The sequence below is a fragment of the Marmoricola sp. URHB0036 genome, from assembly GCF_000426045.1.
Classification (GTDB): domain Bacteria; phylum Actinomycetota; class Actinomycetes; order Propionibacteriales; family Nocardioidaceae; genus Marmoricola.
Genome location: NZ_AUEP01000012.1, coordinates 36,739 through 53,627, shown reverse-complemented (window position 1 = coordinate 53,627; position 16,889 = coordinate 36,739). Strand labels below are relative to the sequence as shown.

The following is a 16,889-nucleotide window of genomic DNA, read 5'->3' as shown; positions in this document are numbered from 1 at the left end:
AATCAGCGGGGTTGATCCGGGGAAGGATCGAGGCCCGCGAACGGCGAGAGGAACTGCACCATGAGCGGTGCCAACGGGTTCGGGCGTTTCTTCGGCGGCGGACAGCCAGACAGCGCAGCCTCGGAGATGCCCCCGTTGCTCCGACCTCCGGTTCCGCCCCAGGGGACGGAGACCCCCGCTGCGCCGATCCCGTTCCGCACCGGGCGGGTGCTCGAGCCCCCGCCGCAGCGCGCGGAGTCGACGGTGGTGGAGGAGCCGGTCGAGGAGCCGGTCGAGGAGTCAGTCGAGGAGGCCCGCGTCGAGCAGCCCGCGCTCGAGCCCGAGACCGTGCCGGACGTCGAGGCAGAGGTCGAGGTCAGCGCCGAGACCGAGACCAAGCCCGAGCCCGAGGCCGAGGTCGTGCTCGGCCCGACCGGGCGTCCGATGCCGGTCCTGCCGGACCCGAAGCCGGTGTTCACCCACGGCAACGCGCGCGTCATCTCGATGTGCAACCAGAAGGGCGGCGTCGGCAAGACCACGACGACGATCAACCTCGGTGCCTCGCTGGCTGAGTTCGGTCGCAAGGTGCTGCTGGTCGACTTCGACCCGCAGGGTTCGCTCTCGGTCGGTCTCGGCCTGAACCCCCACCAGATGGACCTGACCATCTACAACCTGCTCATGCAGCGCGACGTGACCCTCGACGACGTGGTCGTCCCGAGCGGTGTCCCCGGCATGGACCTGCTGCCCTCCAACATCGACCTCAGCGCCGCCGAGGTGCAGTTGGTTCACGAGGTGGCCCGCGAGCAGACCCTGCAACGCGTGCTGGCGCCGGCCATCGAGAAGTACGACGTGATCCTGATCGACTGCCAGCCCTCGCTCGGGTTGCTCACGGTCAACGCGCTGACCGCCTCGGACGGGGTGATCGTGCCGCTGGAGTGCGAGTACTTCGCGCTGCGCGGCGTGGCCCTGCTGAAGACCACCATCGACAAGGTCCAGGAGCGGCTGAACCCGAGACTGACCGTGGACGGCGTGCTCGGCACCATGTTCGACGGCCGCACCCTGCACAGCCGCGAGGTGATGCAACGACTGGTCGAGGCTTGGGGTGACCAGGTCTTCCACACCGTCATCCGGCGCACCATCAAGTTCTCCGACTCCACCGTCGCGGGCGAGCCGATCACCAGCTATGCCTCCAGCTCAGCCGGTGCCGAGTCCTACCGCGACCTGGCCAGGGAGGTGGCGGTCCGTTGTCTCGACGCGTGAGCCTGCCGGCCGCGGACGACCTGTTCCGCGGCAACCGGCCGATGACGGCCGTCCCCGACGAGCCGGCGCCCGAGGAGCGCAGCAGCGCGGCCCCGCGCAAGCCCAGCGGCCGGGTCCGCCACGACGAGAAGATGACCGTCTACGTCACCGCCGACGAGCTGCTCGACATCGAGCACGCCCGGCTCTCGCTGCGGCGACACCAGGGGCTGGCGGTCGATCGTGGCCGGCTCGTGCGCGAGGCGATCGCGATGGCGCTGGCCGACCTCGAGGCCAACGGTGACGACAGCGCTCTGGTGCAGCGGCTGATCGCTCGATGACAGACCTGGCGGTCGCGCCCGAGAGGGAGGTCGCGGGCTCCGAGGAGGTCGCAGCCAGTGCGGGCTTCTCCCTGCACCTGGCCAACTTCGAGGGTCCGTTCGACCTGCTGCTGAGCCTGATCAGCAAGCACAAGCTCGACGTCACCGAGGTGGCGCTGTCGCAGGTCACCGACGAGTTCATCGCGCACATCAAGGCCGGCGGCGAGGTGTGGGACCTCGAGCAGACCACCTCCTTCCTGCTCGTCGCCTCGACCCTGCTCGACCTCAAGGCGGCCCGGCTGCTGCCGCAGGGCGACGTCGAGGACGAGGAGGACCTCGCCCTGCTCGAGGCCAGGGACCTGCTGTTCGCCCGGTTGCTGCAGTACAAGGCGTTCAAGCAGGTCGCCGGCATCCTCGACCGCCGGATGACGGGGGAGGCTCGCCGGCACCCCCGCTCGGTCGGGCTCGAGGAGCGCTTCTCGACGCTGCTCCCCGAGGTGCTGATCGGGCTCGGCCTCGAGGAGTTCGCCGGGCTCGCTGCCCGCGCCCTGGAGCCGAAGCCCGAGCCCGAGGGCATCGGGCTGGCGCACATCCACGCTCCTGCGGTGAGCGTTCGCGAGCAGGCCACCGTCGTCGTGGGGCGGCTCAAGGGGAGCGGCACGCTGACCTTCCGGGCGCTGGCCGCCGACGCGCCCGACATGATGACGCGGGTGGCCCGGTTCCTGGCCCTGCTGGAGCTGTTCCGCGAGGGCGTGGTGTCCTTCGACCAGATGACGCCGCTGGGTGAGCTGAGCATCCGCTGGACCGGCACCGAGGACGCGGAGATCGAGATCAACGACGAGTTCGACGGAGCGCCCCCCGAGGAGCCGGCTGAGGAGCCGGCTCCGGTCGACGGGGAAACCAGTGGTTTCGAGACGGTTGCTGCGCAACCTCCTCAACCACCGAGTGATGAGGAGCACGAGTGACCACCGAGATGCTGGAGGACGAGACCGTCACCGAGGCGGAGACCCTCGACGTCCCGCTCGCCGAGCTGCGCCCCGCCCTGGAGGCGGTGCTGATGGTGGCCGACCAGCCGCTGGACGACGCCACGCTGGCTACCGCGGTCGGCTACCCGGTGGGCGAGGTGGTCGAGGCGCTCAACGCCCTGGTGGCGGAGTATGACGAGTCGGGGCGCGGCTTCGAGCTGCGCAACGTGGCCGGCGGCTGGCGTTACTACACCCGGGAGGAGTTCGCCCCGGTGGTGGAGCGCTTCGTCCTGGACGGGCAGCAGGCCAGGCTGACGCAGGCGGCGCTCGAGACCCTGGCCGTGGTCGCCTACAAGCAGCCGGTCAGCCGCAGCCGCGTCTCCGCGATCCGTGGGGTCAACGTCGACGGCGTGATGCGCACGCTGCTGACCCGTGGCCTGGTCGAGGAGGCCGGCACCGACCACGAGACCGGTGCCCACCTCTACCGCACCTCGAGCTACTTCCTGGAGCGCATCGGTGTCACCTCGCTCGACGAGCTGCCCGAGCTGGCGCCGTTCCTCCCGGGGGTCGACGACTTCGAGGACGAGCAGGAGGTCGTCGCGGAGGCGCCTGCGGCCCCGGATGTGGCCGGCGAGGTCGCATCCGACAGCATGGAGGAATGAGGCAGGTCGAGACCGACGACGAGGGGCTGATCCGCCTGCAGAAGCTCCTCGCCCAGTCCGGGGTGGCCAGCCGTCGCAAGTGCGAGGAGCTGATGCTCGCCGGACTGGTGGAGGTCGACGGCGAGGTCGTCACCCGACTGGGCACCAAGGTCGACCCGACCACGGCGGTGATCCGCGTCGAGGGGCGGCGGCTGCCGCCGGTCAGCGAGCACGTCTACCTCGTCCTGAACAAGCCGGCCGGGGTCACCTCGACGATGTCGGACCCCCATGCCGATCGCACGCTGGCCGAGTTCGTCGCCGATCGTCCGGAGCGGCTGTTCCACGTCGGCCGGCTCGACACCGACACCGACGGCCTGATCCTGCTGACCAACGACGGTGACTTCGCCCAGAAGATGGCGCACCCGTCGTACGAGGTGGAGAAGACGTACGTCGCCGAGGTGGACGGCGTCGTCTCACGGACCACCATCAAGCAGCTGCTGGACGGTGTCGTGCTGGAGGACGGTCCGGTCGAGGTCCGCGAGGCGCGGGTGCGCAACGCCCACGGCGGTCGCTCGATCGTCGAGCTGGTCATCCACGAGGGACGCAACCGCATCGTGCGACGGCTGCTCGACCAGGTCGGCCACCCGGTGCGTCGACTGTCCCGGACCCGCATCGGGCCGGTGCGTCTCGGTGAGCTGAAAGCGGGTCGGCTGCGCGAGCTGACCGACGCCGAAGTCGGCGAGCTGCTCGACTCTGCCGGTCTGTAGGCTCAGCCGCGTGTCCGTCAGAGCCGTACGGGGAGCCACCCAGCTCGAGTCCGACGAGCGCGAGCACATGCTCGACCGGGTCGCGGAGATGGTGCGCGACGTGCTCGACGCGAACTCGCTGGCCGTCGACGACTTCATCAGCATCATCTTCACCGCGACCTCCGACCTGCACTCCGAATTCCCGGCGTACGCCGCCCGCCAGCTCGGCTTCGACGACGTACCCCTGATCTGCGCGCGTGAGCTCGAGATCGGCTCCTCGATGCCGCGGGTGGTGCGGATGATGGCGCACGTCGAGACCGACCTGTCGCGCAAGGACATCACCCACGTCTACCTGCACGGCGCCGCTGCCCTGCGCCGTGACCTCGCTCGGGTCCGAGCGGTTCCAGATGAATGAGCTCACGGGCCCCATCCACGTCGTCGGCGCCGGACTCCTCGGCACCTCGGTCGGGCTGGCGGCCGCGCGGGCCGGGCTCGAGGTCTGGCTCAGCGACACCAACCACGAGCACGTGCGCACCGCGAGCGGCCTCGGAGCCGGGCGTCAGGCGCCGGAGGACGGGGTCGCGCAGGTCACGGTGGTCGCCGTACCGCCCGACCACATCGCCGCGCTCGTCGTCGAGGCACTCGAGCGTGGCGGCGTGGTCACCGACGTCGGCAGCGTGAAGAGTCTCCCGCTGACCCAGGTCTCGGACCACGTCGAGGAGGACCTGCTCGCCTGCTACGTGGGCAGCCACCCGATGGCCGGCAGCGAGCGATCGGGGCCGCTGGCCGCGAGCGCTGCGCTGTTCGACGGACGTCCGTGGGCGATCACCCCGCACACGCACTCCTCCCCGGAAGCCGTCGAGCTGGTCGAGGCACTGGCGCAGCTGTGCGGCGCCGAGCCGGTCCGGCTGTCCCCGGTCGAGCACGACCGGGCGGTGGCGCGTACGTCGCACTTGCCGCACCTGCTCGCCGTGCTCACCGCCGGCCAGCTCGCCGAGGCCCAGCCCGAGCACCTGTCGCTGTCGGGGCAGGGCGTCCGCGACGTCACGCGGATCGCGGCCGGCGACCCGGACATGTGGGGCCAGATCATCCGCGCCAACAACGCGGCGGTCAGCGAGCTCCTGCGCGACGTGCAGGTCGATCTGGAGCGCCTGGTCGAGGTGCTGGCGAGCGGTGACGAGGAGCGTCTCGAGGACATCCTGACCCGCGGCGTCACCGGCACCCGGGCCATCCCGGGCAAGCACGGCGGGCCCGCGATCGCCACCGCATCGGTGTTCGTGTCGGTGCCCGACCACCCTGGCGAGCTGGCGCGCCTGTTCGCCGACGTCGGCGACATCGGCGTCAACATCGAGGACCTGCACATCGACCACGACCCGGGTCGCCCCGTCGGGCTGGTGGAGCTGGTGGTGGAGGACACATCCGCCGAGGGGCTGCGGGTCGCTCTCGAGACGAGGGAATGGGTCACCCACCGGTAGGGTTGGCCCCTGCTGGAGGAGTCGAGACAGCAGGAGCAGCGCAGTGGGCAGCCAGTCATCCACGAGGGTCGTCGTCGCCATGGACGGACCTTCCGGATCGGGCAAGTCGAGCACCTCACGAGGTGTCGCGACGCGCCTGGGCCTGCGCTACCTCGACACGGGGGCCCAGTTCCGGGCCGTCACCGCCTGGATGATCGGGCACGACGTCGACTTCTCCGACCCGGCGGCCATTGCCGCCCGCTCCGGCGAGCCCGAGATCGTCTCCGGCACCGACCCACAGGACCCGACGATCACCGTCGACGGCCGCGACGTCGCCGCCCAGATCCGGACCCAGGCGGTCACCGACCACGTGAGCGCGGTCGCAGCCGTCCCGGAGGTACGCCGCCGCCTGCTCGAGCTGCAGCGCGCGATCATCGGCGACGGCGGCATCGTGGTCGAGGGACGTGACATCGGCTCGGTGGTGGCTCCCGACGCGGAGGTGAAGGTCTACCTCACGGCAGACCCGTCAGCCCGGGCGCAGCGACGTACGGCGGAGAACGGTGCCGGCTCGGTCGAGGCGACCCAGGCCGACCTGCTTCGTCGGGACCGGATCGACTCGGGTCGCGCGGTGGCCCCGGCGATGATGCCCGACGGCGCCGTGCACATCGACACCACGCCGTACTCCCTCGACGAGGTCGTCGACCAGGTGGTGGGCCTCGTCCGGCAAGCGGGGCTGGAGAGACAACCGTGACCGGGGCTCTCCGCATCGACGGTGGAGAGCTGCCCTCGACCGACGGCGTCCGTGCCCCGCACACGCGGCTGATCACGGCAGGGCGCTTCGTGCCCGCGGCCATCATCCGGACGTGGTGGAACCTCGAGATCCACGGTGCCGACAACGTGCCCCGGACCGGACCGGTGGTGATGGCGGCCAACCACGTCGGCTGGCTCGACGGACCGCTGCTCGCGATCTGCGCGCCACGACCGGTGCACGCGCTGACCAAGATGGAGATGTTCTCCCACGGCATGGGTGCCTTCCTGGTCGCCGTCGGCCAGATCCCGCTCGACCGCTTCCACGTCGACGTCAACGCCATCCGCGTCGCGGTGAAGTCGCTCGAGGACGGGCTGTGCGTCGGGGTCTTCCCCGAAGGCACCCGAGGTGCCGGCGACATGGCCTCGCCGCGCGCCGGGGCCGCCTACCTCTCGCTCGTCACCGGAGCGCCCGTCGTCCCGGTGGCGTTCCTCGGGACCCGCGTACCCGGGACCGACGGCACCCTGCCGCCTCGCGGAACCCGGCTGGCGATGACGTTCGGCGAACCCGTCGACCTCGGCAGGCGCCCGTGGCCCCGCACCCAGCAGGACATGGCCGACGCGGCCACGCGCGTCACCGACGCCATTCTGCAGACCATCCACACCGCCGAGAACGAGACCGGCATGACCTTGCCCGGCCCGCTCGGCCCGAAGCCCGTGAAGAAGAGACGATGAGCACCCCTGCAGAGACCCCTGACACCCGCGCGCCGATCCTGGCCGTCGTCGGTCGCCCCAACGTCGGCAAGTCGACGCTGGTCAACCGGATCATCGGCCGTCGCGAGGCGGTGGTCGAGGACGTCCCCGGCGTCACCCGTGACCGGGTGTCCTACGACGCGGTCTGGAACGGTCGCGCCTTCACCGTCGTCGACACCGGCGGCTGGGACCCCGACGCCCGCGGGCTGGCCGAGAGCATCCGGGCCCAGGCCGAGATCGCGGTCAACATCGCCGACGCCGTGATGTTCGTGGTCGACGCCGGGGTCGGGATCACCGACAACGACGAGGCCGTCGTACGGATCCTGCGCAAGTCCGGCAAGCCCGTCGTGCTCGCGGCCAACAAGGTGGACGACCAGCGGGCCGAGGCCGAGACCTACGGGCTGTGGAACCTCGGGCTGGGCGAGCCGATGCCGGTCTCGGCGCTCCATGGCCGTGGTTCGGGCGACCTGCTCGACGCCGTACTCGCTGCGCTGCCGGAGACCCCTCCCGAGACGTTCGGCGAGGTCGGCGGCCCCCGCCGGATCGCGATCATCGGCCGGCCCAACGTCGGCAAGTCCTCGCTCCTCAACAAGCTCGCGGGCGAGAACCGCGTGGTGGTCGACGACGCGTCGGGTACGACGGTCGACCCGGTCGACGAGCTGGTCGAGCTCGGCGGCAAGACCTGGCGGTTCATCGACACCGCCGGCATCCGCAAGCGGGTGAAGACGGCGTCGGGGCACGAGTACTACGCCTCGCTGCGCACCGAGACCGCGATCGAGCGGGCCGAGGTGGCGGTGCTCGTCATCGACGGCTCGCAGTCGGTCTCCGAGCAGGACATGCGCATCATCCAGACCGTGCGTGACTCCGGCCGCGCCATGGTGATCGCCTTCAACAAGTGGGACCTGGTCGACGAGGAGCGTCGCTACTACCTCGACCGCGAGATCGAGCGAGACCTGGTTCAGGTGCAGTGGGCACCGCGGATCAACGTCACCGCCCGCACCGGGTGGCACGTCGACCGGCTGGTGCCCGCGCTGGAGAAGGCGCTCGAGGGCTGGGAGACCCGGATCAGCACCGGTCAGCTGAACTCGTTCCTCGGTCGGCTCGTCGCCGAGCACCCCCACCCCGTGCGCAGCGGCAAGCAGCCGAAGGTGCTGTTCGGCACCCAGCCGACCACCTCGCCGCCCACCTTCGTGCTGTTCACCTCCGGCCTCCTCGACGCCGGCTACCTGCGCTTCATCGAGCGCCGCCTCCGCGAGGAGTTCGGCTTCGTCGGCACCCCGATCGACATCCAGCAGCGTCCTCGGGAGAAGCGGAAGCGCTGAGAACGGCTGCTTGCGTCATACGAATTGGTGCCTAGAGCGCTCGATTCGTATGACGCAAGCGGGGGTCAGGCGACAGGGCCCTTGCCGAGGGTCACGGTGGCGGAGTGGCTGGAGCCGTTGGCGTCGGTCCAGGTGACGCGGACGTCGTCGCCGGGGGAGTGGGCTGCGACCAGCGAGTGCAGCTGGTCGGCACCGGTCACGGTGGTGCCGTCGACCGAGGTGATGGTGTCACCGGCGGCGATCCCGGCATCGGCAGCCGGGGTGCCGTCGTACACGCCCTGGACGACGGTGCCGTCGCCGAGACCGACGCCGAGGAAGGCCGGGTAGCCATAGGCGTACGCCGCGCTCGAGACGCCGTTCTCGAGGTCGTCGGCGATGCTCAGCACCTTCGCGATCGGGATGGCGTAGCCGACCACGTCACCGCCGGTCGAGGCGGCGGTGGTCATGCCGACGACCTCCCCGTCGGCGTCGTACGTCGCGCCGCCGCTGTACCCGCCGACCACGTCGCTGCTGATCTCGATCAGGCCGGTGAGGTTCTCGCCCGCGGCGCTGCCCTCGCTCTGGGTTGCGATGGACTGGTCGGTCGCGATCACCGAGCCGGTGGCGGCGCTGAGGTAGTCGACGGTGCCGTTGCCGTCGCCGACGGCGGTCACGGCCTCGCCCTGGGTGACGCCGTCGTGGTCGGTGCTCACCGTGTCGAGGCCGCTGGCGTCCTCGAGCTGGAGGACGGCCACGTCGTCGGTGGTGTCGGTTCCGACCACCTTGGCGGTGTAGGTGTCACCGGTCGACATCACCGTCACCTCGATGGAGGTGGCGCCGGCGACCACGTGGTGGTTGGTGACGACCTCGCCGTCGGAGGTGAGCACCAGACCGGTGCCGGCCGCGGCGGCTCCGTCGTACTTCATGGTGGTGGCGATGCGGACGAGGCCGGTCAGCTGGGAGTCCGAGGCCTGCGTGGTGGTGTCGGTGGAGCTGCCCTGTCCGGTCCAGTCGCCGCCGTCGTACCCGTAGGGGCTGGTGGGGAGCTGCTGCACCCCGGGGTCCTGGCCGTAGGAGTAGCCGTCCCCCGGGGTGAGCAGCACGTTGGAGCTCTGGGGGGTGGTGCCGGAACTGCCAGCCGGGTGCTGGCGCGCGAAGGCGTACCCGGCGCTGACGCCGCCGACGCCGAGGGCCAACGCCGCGGCCGCCGCGGGGAGGACGAGCATGCGGCGGCCGCGGCGAGGCGGTCCGGGTGCCGGGGTGGGTGCGGGAGCGGCGCCATGGAAGGGGCCGTGGGGAGGGGGAGTCGTGTCGTTCTCGGGCATGGATCCCAGAGAACTGGGCAATGCCGAAGGTTTCCTGTGAGCCGTCGGAGGGATGGCTGTGACCGGCGAAGAAGTTCCTGAGATCCCTCAGGTGGCCTCGGCCTGGTCGAGCCCCTGTCGCGTGGTCACAGGAGTCACGCGAGTGGACAAGTTTCCCCGGACGCCCGGGGAAACCGTCACCCGAGCAGTACCACCCCCGTCCCACCGACCTCGCACATCGACCGCCACCAGGACGCCCTTCCCCTAATCTGGACGTATGCCGCGTTTACGACTGCTGCTGCCTGCTGCCCTCCTCGCCGCGCTCCTGCCCACGGCGTCGGTGCTCCCGGAGACTGCGCCGGGGGTCGCGCTGGCGGCGAAGTCGGTCGTGCCGCGGGTCGGCGGCTGTGCGGTGTTCCCCGCGAACAACTACTGGAACCGGGACATCTCCCGGTTGCCGATCAACCCGCGCAGTCGGCAGTGGCTCGCGCACATGTCGCCGTCCCGCAAGCTGCATCCCGACTTCGGCCCGTCGTACGGCGATGGCCCGAACTACGGCATCCCGATCACGGTGGTCTCTCAGGCACATCGCAAGGTTCCGGTCAGGTTCGACTACGCGAGCGAGAGCAACCGGGTCGGCTACCCGTTCGGCGCCGACACGATGATCGAGGGCGGTCGCAACTCCGGCGGGGACATGCATGCGGTCGTCGTACAGAAGGGGACGTGCCGGCTCTACGAGACCTGGAACACCCGGGAGAGCGGTGGCCGCTGGAGCGCCGGGTCGGGCGCGACCTGGTCGCTGAAGTCCAATGCGCTGCGGCGTGACACGTGGACCTCCGCCGACGCCGCAGGCCTACCGATCCTGCCGGGTCTGCTGCGTTGGAACGAGGTGAAGGCGGGTCCGGTGCGGCACGCCATCCGGTTCACCACCGACGTCACCAGCCGGCACCACCTCTGGCCGGCCAGGCACGACGCCGGTTCGCAGAACAGCCTCGCGTACCCGCCGATGGGAGCCCGGTTCCGGCTGAAGGCGGCGTACCCGCTGAAGGGCTACGGCACCTACGCCCGCCGTGTCATCGTCGCGATGAAGCACTACGGACTCGTCCTCGCCGACAACGGGTCGCCGTGGTACTTCCAGGGCGAGCGCAACCCGCACTGGCCCCCGGCCATGGTCGAGGCCCTCAAGCGGATCCCCGCCTCGGCCTTCGTCGCCGTGGACACCTCGAGGCTCAAGGTCGCCGCCAACTCGGCCGCCACCCGTCGCTGAGGCCGATTCGGGCGCGGTCGAACCCCTGCGGTAGGGTTCCATTCGCCTTGCCGGTCGAGCAGATCGCGGGGCATCGGGCTGTGGCGCAGCTTGGTAGCGCACTTGACTGGGGGTCAAGGGGTCGCAGGTTCAAATCCTGTCAGCCCGACCGAGAGGCCCTGATCTGTTCACGCAGGTCAGGGCCTTTGTCATGCTCCCGGCCGCGCTCTGGCGACAAGACTGAGCGTGGCCGCTACGGACCAGAACCGGACCATCAACGCGACAGCACTGCTTCGGTACTTAGGGGCGACTGTCCGGGGTGTGCGCGTGCACGTAGCCGACAGGCGGCGGAGTGACGCAGGTCCTCCCGGGTCCGGGTGCACCATGAATTTCTCGATTGCTCAGCGACCTGGTGTGAACGATTCGTATCGTGACGTCGAAGGAAAGGTGGTTGAGCCGAGATGAGGTTGTTCAAGCGCAAGGGCGCCGAACCGCCTGTGGGCCGGCGCCGAGATCCTCTACTCGATCGCGTGAACGCGACTCCGCACGACGACACGGTGTTGGATGACTTGGCAGAATGGGGTCTGCTGGAGGGCGACTTTTCCGGCCTGATCTCTAAAGGGGAGCATCAGCTCGCTACCACACAGGCGACCGCCGCTAAAAGCGGCGCTCCGATTCGCCTCTTCCTCACGTCCGAGGCCCTGATCGTGAATCCCCTCTTCGGCAACGACCCACCACTCCGCTGGCCGCTCGCCAGGGTCGCATACTTGGGAAGCCAGACTCTCGTGTCGTCCCAGCCGTTGCACGTCGAGGTTTGGGAGGAGTCGACCTCTGCGCACCCTAAGGGGCGCGCACTGCATGTCCTCCTTCCGGAAGACCAAAGCGGTTTGGACTTCAACAAGACGCTCTGGGAACACTTCCGCCAAGTTCGGCCTGAGCTCGATCGATTCTCCGGCGCGCACACGGTTGGTATTGGTAGGCCACCTAACGAGCCCTAGCGGTATGACGCAGGTTCAGCCCACGCGACGTCGGTGTCTACTCCGGCCGGCCACCAGACGACGCGGAGCAGTAGGGCTCCCAGCTATCTTCGACAAATGACCGAACCAATCACTCCGAAGGAACTGTCGGCGGAGCTGGGCGTCAGTGATCGGGCAATCCGCCAGTGGTTGCGAGACCAAGGATGGCAAAGCGTCCCTACGCCCGCTGGGGACTGACCCAGGAGCAAGCGGCTCAGGTCCGCACACATTTCCGCCCTTGAGACCCACGGCTGCGGGCTGGACGAGCCGGTTACGTTCAGCCAGGGGCGCGGCGGCCCGACGGGCTGGACACGAAACCTGAGTCGCACGCAGGGGACCTGCCCATGGTCGAATGACGCACGAGCGCTCGCGGCGGTAAGACGCGGCTCCGTTAACTCATGTGAAAGCAGTCGGGGGCTGCTCAGCGTCCTCGCCAATGCCACCATGTGGGTTCCGTGCGCGGATCAAACCCCTCCTGATAGATCTCAATATCTGCGCGCCTCAGTTGGACGAACTGGCCGTCCGCGCCAGCTTGCGACTCACGTTCGGCGACTTCGCGCCAGATCTCATCGAACGGCCAGCGCCGCAACTGCGTGGCTATGCCATCGCGCCACAGTTCCCATGCGTCACGACTTATCCAGTTGCGTGCGCGTAAGTCGAGCTCATCCTCGCTGAGTCGGAAATACGCGATCACCGCCCGGCGATCCTCGTCACGAATGGCCCCGCTGTGGGGAACGGATTCCAGGGCCGAAGTCGACAAGCGGTCCATGATCGACCAGTAGCGTTGGACGAAGAGATCTTCGAATTCTCGCTTCCGCTGTTTCCGCACCTGACGCAGTTGGAAGACGGCAGCCAGGACCCCGATCATGGCGGCGACGGCAAGAATGTCTGACACGCATGCTCCGTTTCATTTGAGCTCAGACGATGACTCGCCGCCGGCTTCGGCGGGTCTGCGATCAGTACGAAGTGGATCTCACGTCTATGGGACTACCGAAGCCTAAACGGACCAGAGTGCGATCCCACTGATCTCGCGTGAGACTGACGCGGTGGAGCGTCGCGAGTTGACCAGTACAGGTCACGGCACAGGCGCTATCACAATGCGGGTCGCGACGTATGGCAATTGATGCGCATTACTGGATCGCCATCGTCTGACGCTTCGGTAACTCTTCGGTATCTAGCGGCCCGACCCTGGCGACCTCTCCTCGCCTGTGAACTTGCGCGCTTTCTCAACCGCATCTCGCTGAGTTTGTGAAATCGAGACGGCTCTGGCAGCAACGCGTTCTGATCTCCGGTCTGCCGCCGAGGCCACTGCGACTTTCTTGCCGACCTTGTTGGCGAGTCTGATCTCCTTGCCGACTGAATCAAGGGCGCGAATGCTTTCCCGGAACGGAGCGAGTGAACGGTTGATCTCTTCGAACACTGACTGTGCAGGGGCCATGGCACGGCTGGATGCCGCAGCAGCTTCTCGAACTGGTCGCATCCGTTCCTGCATGCGCGCGATGGTGTCCGCGAGTGGGGCTACGACGTCGGTTGCAACACGATCAAAATTGGCCAGGAGGAGGGGGTCCGAGTCGAAGAAGAGAACCGTGCGGGGTTGCTCCGTTCCCCCTGTGATCTGGGCGACGCGCTGGTGGGAGACACCAAGCACCTCGGCAATGTCGCGAAGGGGAACATCGTCGTCGACAAGTTGGCGAGCGGTGGCGCTCGTCAACTGCGCGATGAGTCCTTCGAGGACGCGCACCTCGGTTCGCAGATGCTCGACGAGCTCACCAGCAGCGTGCACGTCCATGCCATTGACATCGACCGAAACTATGTCGACATCGACCTCAGAGAGGGCTAGATCCTCGGAGAGGGCGATGTACTCCGCTGCGGCCTGACCGGCCTCAGCGAGGCGCCGCGCCTGAGTAACCCCGCCAATCTCGGGGATGTTGATCATCCACCACTTGCCATCGCGTAGGACCTCGACCTCGAATCGCTTCACTTGCTCGCCCCCTTCTCGTCCTTCGTGTCAGTGGTGCAGTCGCAGTCGTCGATCTTGGCGGCGACACTTCGGATGACGCCCGGGGAGATCATGCGGTGCCCGTCGGGCACCGGGACAGAGTGGTTGTCGCCGGGACAGCGCCACTTTGTGTGACTGCCAACGGTCTTCCCTGGCGACCAGCCCGCCGCCCGCAGGACCCGGAGGAAGTCCCGCGTCTTCATCTCCTTGGTCACGAGAATAGTCTATGTCCCTAGACGGTTTCTAGTCAATCGGCCTAGACAAAACCGTAAGTCCGCGCGCGACCCAGAGCAGGACGGCCCATCTAGGCTTCCCGTCCGGTCACTCACCAAGCAAGTACGACGCGCCGACTGGCGGTGGTGTGACGCAACTGGAGACGCAGTTCCCTCGGCGGCGTCAACCGGATCTAATTGCAGTGTGACGATCAGCATCGAGCCCGAGGACTACCTCAGACCCAACGCGGAGTTGCAGGCCAGGTGGCGAGCGAGGAAACTGCGGAGCCGGGACCAGGCCGACGAGTTTCTAATCGAAAGCAACCTCCTTGGCCTCTGTGGCGAATTGGCCGTTGTCGCGTTCGTTCGCAGTCAACTGTCAGAGGGGTGGACCGCCCTGCACCTAGCGGACTCCTCATCGACCAATTCCGATATCTCGTTGGTGTCGGGGGCGACGACCGTTGGACTCGAGGTGAAGACAACGCATCCGGACCGGCTTGCGGCCTACGGCCGCATAGTCAACGAGGATCAGATTTACAGTACGGATGCTGATGCATACGTCTGGTGCGTGGCCAAGCGTTCGGTGCGAAGGCCGAGAGTCACCATTCTCGGATGGTCGACGGTGGGCAGCGTCAGAGCCCACTGGCAGTCACCCACCTACACGAATTCGCGACCCGTGACCATTGACCGTCAGCCTTGGGAGACCCTCGAGGATTGGCGCGAGGCTCGGGTCGACCGACTGGACTACGACCACGACACCGATGGCTACGAGTACCTGCAGTCCGCGACAATCCCGCCGCACCACACGGTTCAATCAGTGGACGCAGAGGCAGATGTCCCGGCGCAACCCACTAACGCCGGCATCGCGTTCGCAGAGGGTGCGCAGCCATTGCCCGGATTTGTTCGCAGGCAGCCGCTTGCCAGGGTCACCGCAGACATCCGAAGCGTCAGCCACCTAATTGAGGCCCTCACCGGCGGGTAACTCGCGGCGGAATACGTGGGCTCGCTGATGCCGAGTTCCGCCCCTTCATCGGCCCGAACTCAAAAGGACGACTCAAGCCCAACGGAAGTGCCGGAAGCCGACTCCGAATGCGTGGTGACCTTGGATAAAAGGCTGCAGTGCACGTGACCGTCAGAGTTTGATGATGACGTGAAGCCGACTCTCGATGACGACGCACTATGGATGTGGGTCGAGCGCACGCCCCCAGGCGAGAAGGCCTCGATCACGCGGTTGGTCTACGAAGCCGAGGACTTTATGGTCGAGTGTTGGGGCAACTGGGACGACGAGATCCGCCAAGTCGACGTACCAACGCTCTCTCGCCAGGCCCTCGACGCATCGGGCTGGGTGCGACCCTCACCCGCGTTCGTGTTCGATCTTGAGTTTGGCCCCGGGCGTCGAGCTGGCTACTACGACGACGGTGTCATCCACCTTGTGCCAGAGAGCTCGGGGCGGCTTGGTCGCATGCTGGTCTTGCACGAGCTGACACACCACATCGCCCCGACCGCCGGGCACGGGCCCTTGTTCTGCAGGGTCCTCGCAAACTTGGTGGCTCAGATTCTTGGAGACGAGGTAGCCGACGGCCTGCTCGAGCTGTACGCAGACCACAACGTCGTCGTCGCCGAGCAGTCGGTGCTCGATCACTTTTCGTAGTTGGCGCGAGGCGATCCGTCAATGGTTTGGCTCAAACGCGCCGGACTCTTCGCGGCGGGTGGCCTTGCCTAAACGATCGCACTCAAGCGGTGGTTCGACGCATATGTCGGGGTTGAGGAGAGCCGCCGTTTCGAGGAGTGCGGTCCCGGCGCGGCCGCCCCTCCTGCATCCGCCAGGTGATGAGCAAATGACCGCAGACGCTCCCGTTGCTGGGACCGGCGAACCTCGTCGCGTGAGCTTCTTCTCGAGCACCCCATCCCGATCGGCCACATCGGGTGACAAGTCTCCGGCCTCGAAAATCTGGGTCGATAGAGGCGGGCACAGACGGCTACGAAGTTCCGCCATTCTCAAATCCCTGGAGCCGCTCGATAGCCTTCTGGGAGAGAATTACTGGGTTGTTCTTTTGAACATATTGCAGGAAGATATCTAGTCCTGCTTGCTGGTCGTTTCCGTAATCATCCGTAGTTGGCAGGTCGAGGATATGATCGAGCTCTTCCGTAGTGATGTGGCTTGTCACCAATTGAAGTTGCATAAAGACCGTGTTGCTGTGATCCCAGGTTCGCGTGAAGTCGGCTTCTCGGATCCAGCGTTCTTTCAGCTGCATCTCCGCTGATGGAGTTCTGAAGCGCGGTGGAAGCTTGAATCCCTTTAGCCACCTTCCGGCCTCAAAACTTCGATAGAAGGCGTTCGCCGTGCCGTAACTCCGTCGCTTTTCGTGAATGATCGTTTCGGCCTCGTCAAACTCGGCTTCGGTGAGCGCGTCCGGGTTCGCTTGCGGTGTGACCGCACGAGTTCTGGGGCCGAGCGCGTCGAGCTGGCTCTTGATGGAGAGGACGGCGCTTGTTAGCGCTGCGGGTATCCGGCCATCCGTCCGCTCCCTGTAGCTCAGCCGCGTTAGGCCGACGACATCGGACGGCAACTTAACGTCGTCGCCGGTCGGGAGTAGATAGGTTCGATCGAGTCCAAGCGCCCCGGCGAAAAGCCCAAATTCCAGGATGATGTTGTCGCGCACAGACTCCTGGGCCACTCCTCGACTGATTGTGGTGTCGTCAGGTGTCGCAACCAATACTGCGAAGTCGACCTTGGCAGCGGCAGCGAGGAGACTCGGCAGCGCATAGCCCGACGGGTCGAAAACGTGTTCCCAAAGGTCAACCTCGCAACCGCTGGTTCTCTCCAGTTGCTCTTGAAGGTTCAGGGCGATTTCGCGGCCTTCGGTCGACGAACCTATGAACACGCGGACGGGCTTGGCCGGGGCTGTCACGGTGCCGATGATAGGTGGCTTCCCGGGTGCTTCGCGCGCGATACTGCGCCTCAGCAGG

20 protein-coding genes and 1 tRNA gene are annotated in these 16,889 nt (G+C 67.4%); 16 read left to right on the top strand and 5 right to left on the bottom strand.

Going from position 1 to position 16,889, the window contains the following annotated elements:
• The first annotated feature begins 327 nt into the window (after positions 1-327).
• The 10 genes from H976_RS0114525 to der all read left to right on the top strand — a co-directional run bounded on the left by H976_RS0114525 (position 328) and on the right by der (position 8,163).
• Positions 328-1,239 carry a ParA family protein gene (locus tag H976_RS0114525; protein WP_369759034.1) on the top strand — a complete coding sequence of 304 codons (912 nt, stop codon included), beginning with the start codon at positions 328-330 and terminating at the stop codon, positions 1,237-1,239.
• A gap of 41 nt (positions 1,240-1,280) precedes the next feature.
• Positions 1,281-1,556: a hypothetical protein gene (locus tag H976_RS0114520; RefSeq protein ID WP_369759033.1), complete on the top strand. Its 276-nt coding sequence runs from the start codon at positions 1,281-1,283 to the stop codon at positions 1,554-1,556.
• On the top strand, positions 1,553-2,500 hold the full coding sequence (locus H976_RS26460) for a ScpA family protein (RefSeq protein ID WP_081682921.1): 948 nt from the start codon (positions 1,553-1,555) through the stop codon (positions 2,498-2,500). The genes H976_RS0114520 and H976_RS26460 overlap by 4 nt, the downstream gene beginning before the upstream one ends.
• Positions 2,497-3,162, top strand: coding sequence for an SMC-Scp complex subunit ScpB (gene scpB, locus H976_RS0114510; protein ID WP_369759032.1), 666 nt, complete (start codon positions 2,497-2,499; stop codon positions 3,160-3,162). Before H976_RS26460 ends, scpB begins: the two co-directional genes overlap by 4 nt.
• A complete protein-coding gene (locus tag H976_RS0114505; protein WP_027862131.1) occupies positions 3,159-3,908 on the top strand; it encodes a pseudouridine synthase in 750 nt (249 codons plus the stop codon). The genes scpB and H976_RS0114505 overlap by 4 nt, the downstream gene beginning before the upstream one ends.
• Before the next feature lie 10 nt (positions 3,909-3,918).
• Positions 3,919-4,302: a chorismate mutase gene (gene aroH, locus H976_RS0114500; RefSeq protein WP_027862130.1), complete on the top strand. Its 384-nt coding sequence runs from the start codon at positions 3,919-3,921 to the stop codon at positions 4,300-4,302.
• Entirely contained in the window at positions 4,295-5,362 is a 1,068-nt protein-coding gene (locus H976_RS0114495) for a prephenate dehydrogenase (RefSeq protein WP_027862129.1), read from the top strand. Before aroH ends, H976_RS0114495 begins: the two co-directional genes overlap by 8 nt.
• A 79-nt stretch (positions 5,363-5,441) precedes the next feature.
• Positions 5,442-6,092 carry a (d)CMP kinase gene (gene cmk / locus H976_RS0114490; RefSeq protein WP_036226689.1) on the top strand — a complete coding sequence of 217 codons (651 nt, stop codon included), beginning with the start codon at positions 5,442-5,444 and terminating at the stop codon, positions 6,090-6,092.
• Positions 6,089-6,823: a 1-acyl-sn-glycerol-3-phosphate acyltransferase gene (locus H976_RS0114485; protein ID WP_027862127.1), complete on the top strand. Its 735-nt coding sequence runs from the start codon at positions 6,089-6,091 to the stop codon at positions 6,821-6,823. Before cmk ends, H976_RS0114485 begins: the two co-directional genes overlap by 4 nt.
• A complete protein-coding gene (der, locus tag H976_RS0114480) occupies positions 6,820-8,163 on the top strand; it encodes a ribosome biogenesis GTPase Der (protein ID WP_027862126.1) in 1,344 nt (447 codons plus the stop codon). Before H976_RS0114485 ends, der begins: the two co-directional genes overlap by 4 nt.
• A 65-nt stretch (positions 8,164-8,228) precedes the next feature.
• On the opposite strand, the gene H976_RS26455 is transcribed toward der, so the two are convergent.
• Positions 8,229-9,467, bottom strand: coding sequence for a S1C family serine protease (locus H976_RS26455; RefSeq protein ID WP_081682919.1), 1,239 nt, complete (start codon positions 9,465-9,467; stop codon positions 8,229-8,231).
• A gap of 256 nt (positions 9,468-9,723) precedes the next feature.
• Here H976_RS26455 and H976_RS0114470 point away from each other — a divergent pair, with 256 nt between their 5' ends.
• The 4 genes from H976_RS0114470 to H976_RS31150 all read left to right on the top strand — a co-directional run bounded on the left by H976_RS0114470 (position 9,724) and on the right by H976_RS31150 (position 11,906).
• Positions 9,724-10,713, top strand: a complete 990-nt coding sequence (locus H976_RS0114470; protein ID WP_051276853.1) for a hypothetical protein — start codon at positions 9,724-9,726, stop codon at positions 10,711-10,713.
• Between the two features lie 74 nt (positions 10,714-10,787).
• Positions 10,788-10,861, top strand: a tRNA-Pro gene (locus tag H976_RS0114465).
• Between the two features lie 292 nt (positions 10,862-11,153).
• On the top strand, positions 11,154-11,690 hold the full coding sequence (locus H976_RS0114460) for a hypothetical protein (protein ID WP_155918275.1): 537 nt from the start codon (positions 11,154-11,156) through the stop codon (positions 11,688-11,690).
• Between the two features lie 96 nt (positions 11,691-11,786).
• Positions 11,787-11,906 carry a YfeC-like transcriptional regulator gene (locus H976_RS31150; RefSeq protein WP_155918273.1) on the top strand — a complete coding sequence of 40 codons (120 nt, stop codon included), beginning with the start codon at positions 11,787-11,789 and terminating at the stop codon, positions 11,904-11,906.
• A gap of 223 nt (positions 11,907-12,129) precedes the next feature.
• Here the strand turns inward: H976_RS31150 and H976_RS0114455 are convergent, their stop codons facing one another.
• From H976_RS0114455 to H976_RS26445, 3 genes are all read right to left on the bottom strand, one after another.
• The gene (locus H976_RS0114455; protein ID WP_027862123.1) at positions 12,130-12,603 is read right to left on the bottom strand and encodes a hypothetical protein; all 474 of its coding nucleotides are present in this window, start codon (positions 12,601-12,603) and stop codon (positions 12,130-12,132) included.
• 279 nt (positions 12,604-12,882) lie between these two features.
• Entirely contained in the window at positions 12,883-13,689 is an 807-nt protein-coding gene (locus H976_RS30050; RefSeq protein WP_155918271.1) for a hypothetical protein, read from the bottom strand.
• Positions 13,686-13,922 carry a type II toxin-antitoxin system HicA family toxin gene (locus H976_RS26445; RefSeq protein ID WP_196804092.1) on the bottom strand — a complete coding sequence of 79 codons (237 nt, stop codon included), beginning with the start codon at positions 13,920-13,922 and terminating at the stop codon, positions 13,686-13,688. Before H976_RS26445 ends, H976_RS30050 begins: the two co-directional genes overlap by 4 nt.
• 202 nt (positions 13,923-14,124) lie before the next feature.
• On the opposite strand from H976_RS26445, the gene H976_RS0114440 reads away from it, so the two are divergent.
• Together H976_RS0114440 and H976_RS28900 are read left to right on the top strand one after the other, a co-directional pair.
• The gene (locus H976_RS0114440) at positions 14,125-14,901 is read left to right on the top strand and encodes a hypothetical protein (protein ID WP_027862122.1); all 777 of its coding nucleotides are present in this window, start codon (positions 14,125-14,127) and stop codon (positions 14,899-14,901) included.
• A 168-nt stretch (positions 14,902-15,069) separates the two neighbouring features.
• Positions 15,070-15,570 carry a hypothetical protein gene (locus H976_RS28900; protein WP_155918269.1) on the top strand — a complete coding sequence of 167 codons (501 nt, stop codon included), beginning with the start codon at positions 15,070-15,072 and terminating at the stop codon, positions 15,568-15,570.
• Positions 15,571-15,898: 328 nt separating this feature from the next.
• Here the strand turns inward: H976_RS28900 and H976_RS29585 are convergent, their stop codons facing one another.
• Positions 15,899-16,831 carry a TIR domain-containing protein gene (locus H976_RS29585; RefSeq protein ID WP_196804091.1) on the bottom strand — a complete coding sequence of 311 codons (933 nt, stop codon included), beginning with the start codon at positions 16,829-16,831 and terminating at the stop codon, positions 15,899-15,901.
• Positions 16,832-16,889: the final 58 nt, after the last annotated feature.